The following is a 14,341-nucleotide window of genomic DNA, read 5'->3' on the forward strand; positions in this document are numbered from 1 at the left end:
CCCCGTTGAGCCAGAAGAACCCCGCCGCGAACCAGCGCCCCAGCTACCTGGCCGATGAGCATGGCCTGCGCACCTGGTTCATGACCACCGACCACAAACGCATCGCGATCATGTACCTGATTGCCGTGACCGCGTTCTTTTTCCTCGGCGGGCTGGCCGCCAGTGCGATCCGCATCGAGCTGATCACCCCCGAAGGCGACCTGCTGACCGCCGATGGCTACAACCGCGCCTTCACCCTGCATGGCGTGGTGATGGTGTGGTTCTTCCTCATCCCGTCGATTCCGGCGGTGTTCGGCAACTTCCTCATTCCGATCATGATCGGCGCGAAGGACATGGCCTTTCCCAAGCTGAACCTGTTCAGCTGGTATCTGCTGGTCGGTGGCGGGGCGTTCACCATCTTCGCGTTGCTGGCCGGCGGCGTGGACACCGGCTGGACCTTCTACACGCCGCTGTCGACGATGTTCACCAATGGCCATGTGGTGGCGGTGATCCTCGGCGTGTTCATCACCGGGTTCTCCTCGATCCTCACCGGGCTGAACATCATCGTCACCATTCACACTCTGCGTGCGCCCGGGATGACCTGGTTCCGCATGCCGCTGTTCTGCTGGTCGCTGTACGCCACCTCGGTGATTCTGGTGCTGGCTACGCCGGTACTGGCGATCACGCTGATACTCGTCGCCGCCGAGCACCTGTTCCATATCGGCGTGTTCGACCCCGCGCTGGGAGGCGATCCGTTGCTGTTCCAGCACCTGTTCTGGTTCTACAGCCACCCGGCGGTGTACATCATGATCCTGCCGGCCATGGGCGTGATGAGCGAACTGGTCACCGCCGCCGCGCACAAGCGCATCTTCGGCTACAACTTCGTCGCCTATGCGAGCCTGGCGATCGCGGTGATCGGCTTCATGGTCTGGGGGCACCACATGTTCGTCGCGGGCCAGTCGATGTACGCGAGCATGGTCTTTTCGCTGCTCAGCTTCCTGGTCGCCATTCCTTCGGCGATCAAGGTCTACAACTGGACCGCGACGCTCTACAAAAGCAACCTAACCATCAATGCGCCGTTCCTCTATGCGGTGACCTTCATCGGCCTGTTCGTGGTGGGCGGTGTGACGGGCCTGTTCCTGGCGCTGCTGGCAGCCGACGTACACGTGCACGACACCTACTTCGTAGTCGCGCATTTCCACTACATCATGGTGGGTGCCGCGGTGGCGGGCTTCTTCGGCGCCCTGCATTTCTGGTGGCCGAAGATGACCGGGCGGATGTACTCGCAGCTGTGGGGCAAGATCGCCGCGGTGATGATCTTCCTCGGGTTCAACCTGACCTTCTTCCCGCAATTCCTGCTCGGTTACCTGGGCATGCCGCGGCGCTACCACAGCTACGGCGAGGATTTTCAGTTCCTCCACGTGCTGTCCTCGGCGGGCGCGGCGATCCTTGCGGTGGCCTATATCCTGCCGTTCTTCTACCTGCTGTGGTCGCTGCGCTACGGGCCAATCGCCGATGACGATCCCTGGGAAGCGGCTGGACTGGAGTGGCGAACTTCGTCGCCGCCGCCGACGCACAATTTCGTCGAAACACCCATTGTCGATTTCGACGCCTACGAATATCCGCCCGAGGCGACTCATGGCCGTTCGTAAGCAATACCTCGCCGAGCAGTTCAGTACCGCCTCGCAGCAGCGCGAGGCGACCTATCTGGGCATGTGGCTGTTCCTGGCCACGGAAATCATGATGTTCGGCGCCTTGTTTCTGGTGATCGGCTATTACCGCCTGCATTACCCGCAGGCCGTCGCCGAGGCGGTGCATCATCTGCATTTCCTGCTGGCCGGCTTCAACAGCGCGTTGCTGCTCACAGCCAGCCTGTGCATGAGCCTGGTGGTCAAGGCCTCGCGCCAGGAGTACCACCAGCATGTGCAGCTCTGGCTGGTGCTGGCGGCCTTGCTGGGGCTGGGGTTTCTCGGCCTGAAGGGCTTCGAGTACGCCTGGGAATACCGCGAAGGGCTGTTGCCGGGCTCGCCCAACGAGTCGCCGCTGAAGAATCCGGGGTCGCGGCTGTACATGGTCATCTACCTGTTCGCCACGGCGTTGCATGCCTTGCACGTGTCGATCGCCGTGGTGCTGGCGCTGGGGATGGCGGCCCGTATTCATGTCGGCCACATGAAGCTGCCCGAGCGCGCCATTACCCTGGAAATGGTCGGCCTCTACTGGCATCTGGTCGATGTCATCTGGATTCTGCTGTACCCCGCGTTGTACCTGCTCGGGAGGCCCGCATGAGTCTTCGCAATCTGTTGCTGACCTACCTCGGCCTGATCCTGCTGCTGACCGCCAATGTGCTCCTGGCGCTGTGGTTACCCGCCTGGTCCGACTGGGCTTTGCTCGGGGCAGCGGGGCAGGCGGCACTGGTGCTGTTCGGCTTCATGCAACTGGGCCAGCACTCGGCGTTGGTGCGCTTCTTCGCGCTGGGTGCCGGGTTCTGGCTGCTGTTGATGTTCACCCTGACGCTCACCGATCTGTTGACGCGCCAGGCAGGCTTCTGAGCGTCTGCTCAGGCGCCCGCTTTGCTCAGAACGAACGCCACCAGAAAGCCGACCCCAGTAATGATCCCGGTCAGGTCGTGGGTGGTTTCGAATGCTTCGGGAATCATCGTATCCACCAGCATGGCGAGAATGGCCCCGGCTGCAACGGCGGTGGTGAGCGCAATCGCCTCGGGCGGTACGCCTTGGAACAAGCCCCCGCCCGGGGTCGGGCCTCCCACAAAACGCTGCGGTGTTCACCCGACACAGAGATGCTCTCCCAAACAACCGAACACCAAAGTAGCGATGCCCGCTGGAGTATCGGCGCACGCCAACCCTGTGGGAGTCGCGACTCGCGGCGAATGCGGGTTTTCGGCCACCTCAATGGCAAAAAAGGCTTCGGCCCGGGGTCGGGCCTCCCACAAAGCGCTGCGGTGTTCACCTCTGAGCATCGGCGCACACCGAACCTGTGGTAGTCGCGACTCGCGGTGAATGCGGGCTGATGCCGATCACGATGGACTCGGGGATGCCATCAAGCAGCGCGCCCACCGCAATCGTCCGACCGCCACAGCATCTTTAGCCGCCCGCGCGCTTCATGCACGCCAGGTGACGGTCATTGACCCGGTTGGCAAACCAGGCGGTGGTCAGGTTGCGGGTGATCTTCGGACTCTCCAGGCGGATGCCGGGCAGCACCGCTCGCGGCAAGGGCTTGCCCGCGCGCTTTTCGGCCAGCGCGAACACGCGCTCATACAGCGTGGTTTTCTCGAAGCCGTGAGTGTCGCCGCGTTCCAGCGCGTTGCGGATGGCCGTCTCGCTCATGTCCAGCTTGCCCGCCAGCGAACGCACCGCGCGCTCGGTCTGTCCGGCCTTGCTACTGCCGTGGATGATCAGATCGCCATCGAGGGCCAGTTTGATCCCGCTGGCGCGGCTGACCGCGGCCTGAAACGCGGCGTTACGGCTGGCGTACCAACCGGCATTGAAATCGGCGAAGCGATACAGCGGCTGGGTGTAGCTGGCCGGGTAGTCGAGCAGGTGGGCAATGCCGAAGTACATGCCCCCACGGCGGCTGAACACTTCGTCGCGGATCGAGCCCTTGCGCTCGTAGGGGTAGTCCCACCGGCGGTCCTCGGCGAAGGCGATGCTGACCTGCATCGGGCCACCGGTCTTGACCGGGTTGAGCGTGCCGAACAGCTGCTTGCCCAGCGGCATGATGCTGAGAAAGTCGTCGAAGATCAGGCTCAGCTGTTCCTCGGTACGCACCTTGTCCAGGCGTTCGTTATAGGTCTTGCCGTTGGGCGAGCGGACGTCCAGTGCCGCGTTGACGACGAATTGCGGGACGTGCAGCCGGAACGCGCGGCGGTAGATCTCTTCACGCGCGATCTTCGCCAGCCCCGGCACGGCCGGGGTCGCCTGAAACGTCGACTCCTGCGCGGTGACGGCCAGTACCGCGCAGATGTTCTCGTTGCTCGGCGGGATATCCAGCGCATCGAAGGCGCTGTAGATGTCCCTTGCCCAGCCCTGGCGATCGGCAATGTTGCTGGGAATCAACCGGACGATCTTCGCCCGTACCTCATCCGGCTGTGGCGCAGGTGTTTTCGGCTGCTGAATGCCGCAGCCGGTCAGGCCGAGCAGCAGGGCGGCAACTAACGCGCCCGTGAGTCGGCGCGTGGCGGGAGCAACCTGAACGTCGCCCGCCGCAGCACGGTGGTTGAATATGTGGGCAGTCATGCGGTCCCGAATGTGATCAGTGATGAGATTCGGACAGTAAAACAGACGAAGCCGTTCTATGGCGATCACTGCCCCTGTTCGGCCTCCGTGGGTTCATGCACCCACGGCTGCGAAGCCTCCGAAGGCGGGAGCGATGGCAGACGCACCGAACGCCTGGTGCCGAAAGGGCTCGAATCATGGAGGTCGGCGATTGGCTGGCACGCTGTTTCGAACAAGACGAGGCTCTGTGATGACCTGCTCCTCGAACCCATCCGCCGACTATCCCGCGATCAGCTCCTTGGCAGCGCTAGGCGATGGTCATTCAATCGCACTGATAGGCCCCGATGGTGGGCTCGAATGGTTCTGCCCGCGCCGTTTCGACGCGTCGCCGCTGTTCTGGCCGCTGATCGACCGTACCCGAGGCGGGCGGCTGCGTCTGGCGGCACAAGGCGTTGCGAAACCTCGAATGCGCTATCTGGACGACACCGCCGTGCTCGAGCAGCAGTGGGCGACAGCCGAGGGCGAAGCACGGGTAACGCTGGGCATGGTCTGGCCGGCGGACGAGCAGGGGCAGCGTTTGTTGTGGTGCGTCGAGGGTGTGTCAGGTGAGGTGATGTTCGAGCTGACCGTCGATCCAGCGGAAGGCTTCGGCGACGCCCCGGTGCGTTGGTCGCTGGACGACACCGGGCAGCTTCGGGCCGACGAGCCGCCGTTGCGATTCGACGCCGAGTGCCCGTTCGAACGCACCGACAGGGGCTGGTGCGGCCGACGTTCAGTCAAGGCCGGCGAACGCTTTACCGTGGCGCTGCAGGTTGGGCTCGATTCAACCTTGCCGACGTCGCTGTCCTCCGCGCAACGCTGGTCGCGCATGGACGCCACGGCCGAGGCCTGGCGGGCCTGGAGCAGGAAGCTGCGCTGCCCCGACCGGTATCGTGAGCTGATCGTGCGCAGCGCCATCACGCTCAAGTTGTTGATCCACGAGCCGACCGGCGCAGTGGTCGCGGCAGGCACCACCTCGCTGCCCGAAGCGCTAGGCGGCACGCGTAACTGGGACTACCGCTACACCTGGTTCCGCGACGCCGGGCTGACCCTCGCCGCGCTGTTCAGCCTCGGCTGCCATGATGAGGCCCACCGCTGGGCGCAATGGCTGCAGAACACCGTCGAGCGGCACGGGCTGCCACTGCAGACGTTTTACACGGTCGACGGCGAGCCGACGCCCGACGAGCACGCTGTCGAGGATGTCGAAGGCTACCGTGGCTCGACGCCGGTACGTACCGGCAATGCTGCCAATAATCAGCGTCAGCTCGATATCTACGGCGAACTGCTCGAGTGCGTTTACATCTGCGATGACATGAACGCGCCGGCATTGCGTGGGCATTGGCCGCACATGCGTGCGGCCGCCGACTTCATCGCCGCGCACTGGCGCGAACCGGGGCAGGGCATCTGGGAGGTGCGTAGCGAACCCAGCCAGTTTGTGCATTCGAAGGTCATGGCCTGGGCCGGGCTGCAGCGCGCCTTGTGGTTGCAAACGCGCCACGCGTTGGAAGCCGACGCGGCGACTTGGCGGCGCGAAGCCGAGGCGATTCGCGAGCAGTTACTGAGAGAAGGTCTCAGTGCGGACGGCAGTCACTTCATCCGTGCCTACGCTGACGAAGGCCTGGATGCCGCATTGCTGTTGCTGGCGCGCAGCGGCTTTGTCGGCGGCGAGGAGCCGTTGTTTCGCCACACGGTCGATGCCGTGCGCGACGCCCTGGTGATCGAAGACCGGCCCTGGTTACTGCGCCGTTACCACCCGCGCGCGGTGGATGGGCTGAGCGGCCGCGAGGGCGCTTTCGTAATCTGCAGTTTCTGGCTGGTCGAGGCGCTGGTGATGGTCGGTGCACACGCCGAGGCCGAGAACCTGTTCGAGCGCATGCGCGACCTGCAGGGCGAGTTCGGCCTGTTTGCCGAGGAAATCGACCCCACGAACGGTGCCCAGCGTGGCAACGTGCCTCAGGCGTTCTCGCACGTCGGGCTGATCAACGCCGCCCTGCGGCTGAGCGAAGGCACCCCGGTGCCGGGCGAAACGGCGCCGCTGTCGGCCCATTGACTGATGCTGGCCAGCAAACCCAACAGACGTGCAGCCATTGCTCTCAGCAGCTTGTCGCCGTCCGGTGATCGCTTTCATCGGTGGCTTCGTGCTCTTCATTCAAGATCACCCATCCACCGACTCATCTGCATAGGAGAACGTGCATGCTTCGCCACCTGGTATTCGATGTGAACGAAACACTGCTGGATGTCGCCGCGCTCGATCCGCTATTCGAGCGCCTGTTTGGCGATAGGGAGAGTCGGGTCGAATGGTTTCTGACGTTGGAAGAAGGCTGGTTGACCGCCACCATCGTCGATAACTTCCAGCCCTTCGGCGAACTGGCCAAGGCGGCGTTGGTGATGGTCGGGCATCGACGCGGCGTAACGGTGAGCGAGGCCCAGTGCCAGGAACTGGTCGATGGCATGAAGTGCTTGCCCGCCCATCCGGACGTGCGTCAAGCACTCGACCAACTGCGCGGCGAGGGGTTCTGCCTGTCTGCCTTGTCCAACGGCAGTCTGCAGGCGGTACGCCACCAGCTGGAGTCGGCAGACCTGGCCAACAGCTTCGATGCCGTTCTGTCAGTGGAGGAGGTGAAGCGTTACAAACCGGCACCGGAGCCTTATCGAATGGTCGCCGAGCGCCACGGCATTGGCCTGGACGAGATGATGATGGTCGCCGCTCATGCCTGGGACATTACCGGCGCGGCGGTTGCCGGTTGCCGTACCGCGTTCATCGCCCGACCGGGCAAGGTGCTCAATCCGGCCGGCAGCCAGCCGGACTTGCACAGTAGTGATCTACAAGAATTTGCGGCACAGGTCACGGCCTGGCGTCAGCACTGACGCCAGGCTCGCGTTGTCTCACTGCTCCGTCTTTTTGCCGCTGAAGGCGGTGATGGGCTTTTCCGGTTCCTTGTCCAACCCGCCAGCGAACGACTTGAGCCCTTCGATGATCGGCGTCAGCGCCGCCCAGAGTTCGTCGTCATGCAGCATCTTGTAGGCACCGGTCACACCCGGCGCCTCGTCGTGCTTGCCGTCGGGCTTGTAGTGGCCGATCGCATGAAACGCATCCTGTAAGGCGAACACCACCTTGCAGAATTGCGCCGGCTCGATGCGCGACAGCGCCATGCCGAGAATCGACAGGTTCTGAACGGCGTTGAGCGAGCCCTCCTTGCTCATCCCGTCGACCAGCACCTTGAGCACCCGGTCGTGCGAGCCGGCCAGGTCGTTGGCAAACCGCAGCACGCCGCGCTGGTGCAGGGTATCGAGGAGGGTGTCGAGCTCTTCGCGCGCGCTGGGGCCGATCGGCGTCGGCTTGACGTCGTAGTCGATTCGCTGGGCCATCAGAATCTCTCCGGGTGCGGGGCTTGGGCGGGCGGGGCGACGTAGTCGTCGCGGTACCACTTCACCTCGACGGGCACGCCATCGTTGGGCGTGCGTTTGGCATGGCGGAAGCTGTTCGGTGGCAGCGGCGGTTCGCCTTTTTCTGCCAGCACCTCCAGGTTCACCGCGGTTTCCTTGTACGCCGGCGTGTTCACGTCGGGGTCATGGTGCTCACCGGTGAGCAGGTTGAGCCCGGGTTCGCCTTGATGTATGGGCATGAACAGCGTCTTGCCGGCGACCCGATCGGTCACGGTCGCACGCACTGCCACTGAGCCGCGGCGCGAGGTGACGCGGACCCAAGTGCCGTCCTCGATGCCGCGCTCGGCCGCCAGCTCCGGGCTGACCTCGACGAACCAGTTCGGTGCCTGCGACCAGATCCGCGGGCCGCAGCCGGTCTGGTTGGTGCTCTGGAACTGTTCGAGCATGCGGCCGTTGTCGAGCATGATGTCGTACTCGGCGTCCGCCGCTTCGGCTGGCTGCTTCCATTCCAGCGGAAAGAGCACGGCCTTGCCGTCATCGGTATGAAAGCGGTCGGTGTAGAGCAGCGGCGTGGTGCTGCCGTCGCTCTGCATCGGCCAGAACAGCGATTCCCAACCTTGCAGCCGCTCGTAGCTGATGCCCTGGAACATGGTGGCGACGCTGGCGGCCTCGTCCATGATTTCGCTTGGGTGGCCATAGCCCCAGTCGTGGCCCATGCGTTTGGCCAGGTCGGTGAGGATCTGCCAGTCCGGCCGGCTGTCGCCGAGCGGCCGCAGCACCTGGTAGAAGCGCTGAATGCGTCGCTCGGTATTGGTGAAGGTGCCTTCCTTCTCCACCGAAGGGCAGGCCGGCAGCACCACATCGGCGAACTGCGCGGTACGGCTGAGGAAGATGTCCTGCACCACCATGAAGTCCAGGCTTTCGAAGCCGCTGTGCACGCTCGTGCTGTCGGCATCGGAGAACGCGGTTTCCTCTCCGATGATGTACATCGCCTTGACCGAGCCTTCGTCGGCGCCCTTGACCATGGTGAAGTTGTCGTTGCCTTTCTCCAGCGACAGCTTCTCTTTCGGCACGCCCCAGGCCTTGGCCCACTTGTCGCGGTTCTTTTCCTCGGTGACCTTTTCGTAGCCCGGGTACATGTTCTTCAGGCAACCGAAATCGCTGGCGCCCTGCACGTTGTTGTGGCCGCGCATCGGGTAGCCGCCGGTGCCGGGCCGGCCGTAGTTGCCGGTGACCAGCAGCAGGTTGGATAGCGCCGTGCTGGTGTCCGAACCGTGGCTGTGCTGGGTGATGCCCATGGCCCAGAGCAGGCACACCGATTTGGCCTGACCGATCAGCTCGGCGGCCTCGATCAGTTTGTCTTTCGCGATGCCGGTGACCTCGGCGGCGAACTCCATGGTGAAAGGTTCGAGCGATTGCTTGTATTCCTCGATCTGGTTGACCCGGGCAGCGAGGAAATCCTGGTCGGCGTAGCCGTGCTCGAACATGTAGCGCGACAGGGCCGAGGCCCAGACCATGTCCGTGCTGGAATTGGGACGCAGATGCAGGTCGGCGCGCTCGGCCATCTCGTGCTTGCGCGGGTCGAACACCACCCACTTCTGCCCGCGATGCTTCTTCTGCGCCTTGAGCTTGGAGGCGATCACCGGGTGGTTCTCGGACAGGTTGCTGCCGACGACGACAATCAGGTCGGCCTTCTCCATGTCGGCGATGGTGCCGGCATCGCCGCCATAGCCGACGGTGCGGAACAGGCCCTTCGTCGCCGGGTTCTGGCAGTAGCGCGAAGAGTTGTCGACGCTGTTGGTGCCGATGATCGCGCGGGCGATCTTCTGCGTGAGATAGGCCTCTTCGTTACTAGCCTTGCTCGAGCCAATGAAGCCGATGGCGTCCGGCCCGTGGCTGTCGCGGATCTGCATCAGCCGATGCGCGACCAGATTCAGTGCCTCGTCCCAGCTGGCTTCGCGGAACTGGCCGTTCTCGCGGATCAGCGGAGTGGTCAGGCGTTTCGGGTCGTTGACGAAGTCCCAGGCGAACTTGCCCTTGATGCAGGTGGAGATGCCGTTGGCCGGGGCGTCGACCACCGGCTGCACCTTGAGAATGTGCCGGTCGCGGGTCCACATCTCGAACGAGCAGCCCACACCGCAATAAGTACACACGGTCTTGGTGCGCTTGATCTCCGGCTGGCGCCAGTGCATGTCCATTTTCGAAATGGCGGTGATCGGACGGGCGCCGATGGTTTCCTCGAGCTTCTTGACCATGTCGATCATTGGCCGCTTGATGTCCTGCGGCAGCGCCGTGAACGGGCCGGCGTCCGGCTGCATGGTCTTCTCCAGCAGCGCGTTGCAGGGGCAGACGGTGACGCAGTGGCCGCAGCTGACGCAGCTCGATTCGTCGATCGGCTTGCCGCCGTCCCAGAGCACGCGCGGATGCTCCATGTTGAAGTCAATCGACAGTGTCTCGTTGACTTCGACGTTCTGGCACGCCTCGACGCAGCGACCGCAGAGAATGCACTGGTCCGGGTCGTAGGTGTAAAAGGGGTTGGAGTGATCCTTCTCATAGGGCTTGCGCTTGAATTCGTAGCGCTGGATCGGCGGATTGATCTGCGCATAGGTGTTATGCAGGGTGCAGTCGCCGGTGTTGTGCTCGCACAGCGTGCAATACAGCTCGTGCTTGGCCACCAGGCGGTCCATGCCTTCCTCGCGGGCCGCCTTGGCCTCGGCGATCTGGCTGGTGACCTCGAGCCCGTCGCGAGCCTTCAGCGTGCACCCGCGCACCAGCTCGCCGTCGACCTGCACCCAGCAGACGTCGCAGGTTTGCGGCGAGCCCAGTGCGCGGTGGTAGCAGACGTGGGGCAGGTCGATGTCATGCTTGGCGAGGAAGTCGATCAGCGGGGTGTCGGCTTCGCCGACCAAGGGGGTACCGTCATAGTGAATCGTGCAAGCGGTCATCAGGCCTCCGGGTTGTTTTACGCCGAGGCGTCGGCACAGAGCGTCGGGCGGCGCAGCGGTCCCCGAGCCTGCTCCGGTTTCCTAGCGGTGGATGGCTACTAGAGGTGACTGATGGTCAATCTGATCGTTCAGGAACCGCGACGAGAGGCGCGTGGCATAAGGAGGCGAGCATTTGCCCGAAAGGGCGCACCGTGCAGCAGCGAAGCCTTGCGCCTGGAAGCTTCACGGTCGAGACTGCTCCCACGGGGGCGCGGTGCCTTTTTGTGGGAGCGTGGTGCATTTTGTAGGAGCGGTCTTGACCGCGAGCTTTCGGCATTTGCGTACCGCTCAAGTCTCCCAGTGATAACCCGCACCGAACGATCCCTCTGCGTGAAAGCCTTCGCGGTCGAGACCGCTCCCACGGTTGCGGGGCGCATCGTAGGGGACGCTTTTTTCGGCTAACCTGCCCCTTTCGCAGCAGCTTGTGGCAACCCGTCATGCATCAGCCCAACACCACGGATCGGCACAGCCTCGCTGGCTCCAGCTTCTGGCGGGACCAGGCGTTGCCGTTCATCGAGTCGCGCAGCGTGGCGGACGGCCGCCGCGTCTGCTACGCGCGGCACAGTCATGAAACCTTTTCGGTCGGTTTGATCGACAGTGGCGTCAGCACCTACCTCAACGGTGAGCAACAGTGCCGCATCGAGGCGGGCACGCTGGTGCTGATGAATCCCGGTGACGTGCACGCCTGCAACCCGATCCGCAATCAGCCCTGGGCGTACCGCATGCTGTATGTCGATGCCGACTGGCTGAGCGATCTGCAGGATGAGCTGGGCATGGGCGGTGCGGGGTTTCGCTGCTTCGCGCCGATCCTCTCGCGCGATCCGAACCTGCAGGCCGGCTTCAGAGGTTTGCATGCGGTCTTGACCGACGAACAGGCCGACCTCTTGCACAAACACAGCACCGTGGTGGAATTCTTCGGCGCCATGCATCAGCGCCTGGGGATACAGGCCGAGGAACCGGTGAGCGATCCGAAGCTGAGGCGAGCGGCCGAATTCATCGCCGACAATTACCAACGCTCACTCAAGCTGGAAGAGATCTGCGCGGCAGCCGGCGTGTCGATATCGGGCCTGATCCGGTCGTTCAGAAGGCACTACGGCATGACGCCGCACGCCTACCTGACCAACCGCCGCGTGCAGTTCGCCCGTGCGGAACTGCGCCGAGGCATTCCGATCGCCGAGGTGGCCCTGGCCGCGGGTTTTGCCGACCAGGCGCATCTGCAGCGCGCCTTCAAGCAACTGCTGGCGGCGACCCCCGGGCACTACCGCGGCCAACGCCGCGCCTAGCGTTTCGCGGCCGGATGGGCGCGCGGTTGCTGGCGCTTCGGCAGGCCAGCGCAGCGCTAAAGCGCCAACAGATAGACCGCGCAGCCGACCAGTAGCGCCGCCATCACCCGATTGAACACCCGCAGTCGTGCCGGGTTGTTCAGGTAATGCCGCACGAAGGTGCCGGCGTACGCCCAGCAGGCCAGCGAGGCGTAGCAGATCACGAAGTAGATCGCCGCGAAGCGCCACACCGAAGGCATATCACCGGCAGCGGCGAACAGCCCCATGCCGGCCACCGAAGCCAGCCAGGCCTTCGGATTCAACCACTGCATCATCGCGCCGTAGAGCATCGTCGGTTGCAGGGTCGGTTTGCTGGTGTTCAACCGGCCGTCGTCGCTGGCCAGCCGGTAGGCCATGTAGATCAGAAACGCGACGCCGGCCAGCCGGATCGACTCGGTCAGCCAAGGCCATCGCGCCAGGACCTCGCTCAACCCCAGACCAATCAGCACCAGCAGCAGGGTAAAGCCGAGGGTGGCGCCGCTGACGTGGCGCATGGCAGCGCGCAGGCCGAACTGGGCGCCGCTGCTCAGCGCCACGATGTTGACCGGGCCGGGGGTGATGGACGAGGCCAGCGCAAAGGCCGCCATGGACAGGAACAGGCTCATCGAAACTCCTCTTTCACGCAGGGAAGACAGCGCGAAGATAAGAGGGGGCGTCGAGCCGGTATTGAACGAAATGCGCGTTGTAGCGGTTTACCAGCGCAGCAGTCGTGGTCCCAGCAGGGCACCGATGACGGTGGGCACCAGCATGCCCAGCACATACCAGACCGCCCAGAAGGCGACGCTCATCTCAGGGCAATGCAGGCTGTAGGCCAGCGTCGCCATCGAGCCGGCCAGCAGGCCGCTCGCCGCACCGGCCAGGCGTAGCCGGGTCGGCGCCAAACCGCGCATGGCCCAGAACACCGTGACGAATGCCGGTATCGACAGCACCGCGATATTCATCGGGCAGGTGCGCCAGGTGCTGCCGAGCACCAGCGCCCAGCGGCTGTCGGCCGATACGCCGAGCAGCAGACCCGCCGCCGCCAGCCACACGGCAGCCACCGGCAGGGTGATCGCCGCCCAGCTGCCGCCAGCGCGCACGCCCGGCCGAGACAGGCGGGTGGTCATCACCAGGGCGCCGCCAAGCAGCGAAGCCGGCAGCGCCAATTTGCCCCAGAACAACGGTGTGGCCGCCACCTCGGCGAGGTCCGCGCGCACGCCGAAGAACGTCAGCAGGACCAGCAGGGCGAGCAATAGGCCGATCACCACGGCGAGACTGAAGCGCTTGGCGACGACCCGGCGTTCGACCGGCGGCACGTTGCTGGCGAGCATTGAAATCAGGTCATCGGTCTTCATCGGGAACCTCTAATCAGGGCGGCGAGCGCCTTCAAGCCGCGGTGCACGCCGACCTTCACGGCCGATACGGACAGGCCGGTCAGGGTCGCGGTTTCGCTCACCGACAGCCCCTGCAGCTTCACGTAAAGAATCGGCAGGCGCTGTTTGTCCGGTAACTGCTCCAATAGCCGGGCCAGATCGCGCTGTGCCTGGTCGGCCTGGTGGTCCTCCTCGGCCAGCAACGTGGCGTCGTCGTCCAGCGGGTCGTTGAGAGCGTCACCTCGGGCATGAGCGCGGAAATAATCCATCAGCTTGTACCGCGCGATGGCCTGGACCCAAGCGGTCAGCGGCTGGTCAGCGCGGTAGGTGTGCCGTGCGTTGTGTACCGCGAGCAGGGCCTCCTGAAGCAGGTCTTCGACATCGGCCGAATGCAATCGGCGCCTGAGAAAGCTGCGTAGATGCGCGCCGAGCAACGTCAGGAACTGTCGATAAGACGCCTCGTCACCCTCCAATCCTTTCAACAGCAGCGCTTGCAGGCGTGTCTCGCGCGCCTGCAATGCCTCTTGGTGGGTAGTTCGTTCCATCGGACGCTCTGGTTACAAGAGAAGAGAAATTTTTGCTGCTGCAATATTGCCCGGCTCGTGGCGCCAGCGGCCGAGGCGTCGCTACGGTAGGACGGCTCTAAAAAAATCTCAAAAATATTTTTGCCTGCCTGTAACCGTTGCCCCGCGCCGTGCGAATTATCGATTGAGTGGCTAGCAAATCCGCTGACCACAATCTGGAACTCAATGGAGAACCCCATGAATACGCTCGCTCTTACCGCTGCTGCCGTTGCACTCGCATCCCTTGCCGCTGGTGTCACGGCAGCCGAAAAAACCGAAGGCGCCATGGAGAAGTGCTATGGCGTGGCCCTGGCGGGTCAGAACGATTGCAAGGCCGGCGCCGGAACCAGCTGTGCCGGCACCTCGAAAATGGACTACCAGGGCAATGCCTGGAAAAACGTTCCGGCCGGCACCTGCACCTCGATCAAGACGCCCAAGGGCATGGGCTCGCTGACCCCGATCGAATCCTGATTGCGTAGGCTG

At 64.0% G+C, this 14,341-nt stretch carries 14 protein-coding genes; 7 read left to right on the plus strand and 7 right to left on the minus strand.

Features of this window, described 5'->3' with window-relative positions:
* The first annotated feature begins 5 nt into the window (after positions 1-5).
* From KVO92_RS01330 to KVO92_RS01340, 3 genes are read left to right on the plus strand one after another with little or no spacing between them, the layout of a single operon-like run.
* A complete protein-coding gene (locus KVO92_RS01330; RefSeq protein WP_217473901.1) occupies positions 6-1,631 on the plus strand; it encodes a cytochrome c oxidase subunit I in 1,626 nt (541 codons plus the stop codon).
* Positions 1,618-2,265, plus strand: coding sequence for a cytochrome c oxidase subunit 3 (locus KVO92_RS01335; RefSeq protein WP_217473902.1), 648 nt, complete (start codon positions 1,618-1,620; stop codon positions 2,263-2,265). The genes KVO92_RS01330 and KVO92_RS01335 overlap by 14 nt, the downstream gene beginning before the upstream one ends.
* A complete protein-coding gene (locus KVO92_RS01340; RefSeq protein ID WP_217473903.1) occupies positions 2,262-2,528 on the plus strand; it encodes a hypothetical protein in 267 nt (88 codons plus the stop codon). Before KVO92_RS01335 ends, KVO92_RS01340 begins: the two co-directional genes overlap by 4 nt.
* Positions 2,529-2,536: 8 nt before the next feature.
* On the opposite strand, the gene KVO92_RS01345 is transcribed toward KVO92_RS01340, so the two are convergent.
* Complete coding sequence (locus KVO92_RS01345) at positions 2,537-2,719, minus strand: hypothetical protein (protein WP_217473904.1); 183 nt, start codon at positions 2,717-2,719, stop codon at positions 2,537-2,539.
* A gap of 361 nt (positions 2,720-3,080) precedes the next feature.
* Positions 3,081-4,232, minus strand: coding sequence for a DUF1615 domain-containing protein (locus KVO92_RS01350; protein WP_217473905.1), 1,152 nt, complete (start codon positions 4,230-4,232; stop codon positions 3,081-3,083).
* Between the two features lie 229 nt (positions 4,233-4,461).
* Between KVO92_RS01350 and KVO92_RS01355 the strand changes: the two genes are divergently transcribed.
* Together KVO92_RS01355 and KVO92_RS01360 are read left to right on the plus strand one after the other, a co-directional pair.
* On the plus strand, positions 4,462-6,300 hold the full coding sequence (locus tag KVO92_RS01355; RefSeq protein ID WP_217473906.1) for a glycoside hydrolase family 15 protein: 1,839 nt from the start codon (positions 4,462-4,464) through the stop codon (positions 6,298-6,300).
* Between the two features lie 143 nt (positions 6,301-6,443).
* Positions 6,444-7,118 carry a haloacid dehalogenase type II gene (locus KVO92_RS01360; RefSeq protein ID WP_217473907.1) on the plus strand — a complete coding sequence of 225 codons (675 nt, stop codon included), beginning with the start codon at positions 6,444-6,446 and terminating at the stop codon, positions 7,116-7,118.
* An 18-nt stretch (positions 7,119-7,136) separates the two neighbouring features.
* Here the strand turns inward: KVO92_RS01360 and KVO92_RS01365 are convergent, their stop codons facing one another.
* Positions 7,137-7,619, minus strand: a complete 483-nt coding sequence (locus KVO92_RS01365) for a DUF1641 domain-containing protein (RefSeq protein ID WP_217473908.1) — start codon at positions 7,617-7,619, stop codon at positions 7,137-7,139.
* Entirely contained in the window at positions 7,619-10,582 is a 2,964-nt protein-coding gene (gene fdhF, locus KVO92_RS01370) for a formate dehydrogenase subunit alpha (protein ID WP_217473909.1), read from the minus strand. The genes KVO92_RS01365 and fdhF overlap by 1 nt, the downstream gene beginning before the upstream one ends.
* 476 nt (positions 10,583-11,058) lie before the next feature.
* Between fdhF and KVO92_RS01375 the strand changes: the two genes are divergently transcribed.
* On the plus strand, positions 11,059-11,904 hold the full coding sequence (locus KVO92_RS01375) for an AraC family transcriptional regulator (RefSeq protein ID WP_217473910.1): 846 nt from the start codon (positions 11,059-11,061) through the stop codon (positions 11,902-11,904).
* Between the two features lie 56 nt (positions 11,905-11,960).
* Here KVO92_RS01375 and KVO92_RS01380 read toward each other — a convergent pair whose 3' ends face one another.
* The 3 genes from KVO92_RS01380 to KVO92_RS01390 all read right to left on the minus strand — a co-directional run bounded on the left by KVO92_RS01380 (position 11,961) and on the right by KVO92_RS01390 (position 13,840).
* The gene (locus tag KVO92_RS01380; RefSeq protein WP_217473911.1) at positions 11,961-12,548 is read right to left on the minus strand and encodes a LysE family translocator; all 588 of its coding nucleotides are present in this window, start codon (positions 12,546-12,548) and stop codon (positions 11,961-11,963) included.
* An 87-nt stretch (positions 12,549-12,635) separates the two neighbouring features.
* Complete coding sequence (locus KVO92_RS01385) at positions 12,636-13,277, minus strand: DUF1109 domain-containing protein (RefSeq protein ID WP_217473912.1); 642 nt, start codon at positions 13,275-13,277, stop codon at positions 12,636-12,638.
* A complete protein-coding gene (locus tag KVO92_RS01390) occupies positions 13,274-13,840 on the minus strand; it encodes a sigma-70 family RNA polymerase sigma factor (RefSeq protein WP_217473913.1) in 567 nt (188 codons plus the stop codon). Before KVO92_RS01390 ends, KVO92_RS01385 begins: the two co-directional genes overlap by 4 nt.
* Before the next feature lie 216 nt (positions 13,841-14,056).
* On the opposite strand from KVO92_RS01390, the gene KVO92_RS01395 reads away from it, so the two are divergent.
* Entirely contained in the window at positions 14,057-14,329 is a 273-nt protein-coding gene (locus KVO92_RS01395) for a DUF2282 domain-containing protein (RefSeq protein WP_217473914.1), read from the plus strand.
* The last annotated feature ends 12 nt before the right edge of the window (positions 14,330-14,341 follow it).

The sequence above is a fragment of the Stutzerimonas stutzeri genome, assembly GCF_019090095.1.
Lineage (GTDB): Bacteria > Pseudomonadota > Gammaproteobacteria > Pseudomonadales > Pseudomonadaceae > Stutzerimonas > Stutzerimonas stutzeri_AN.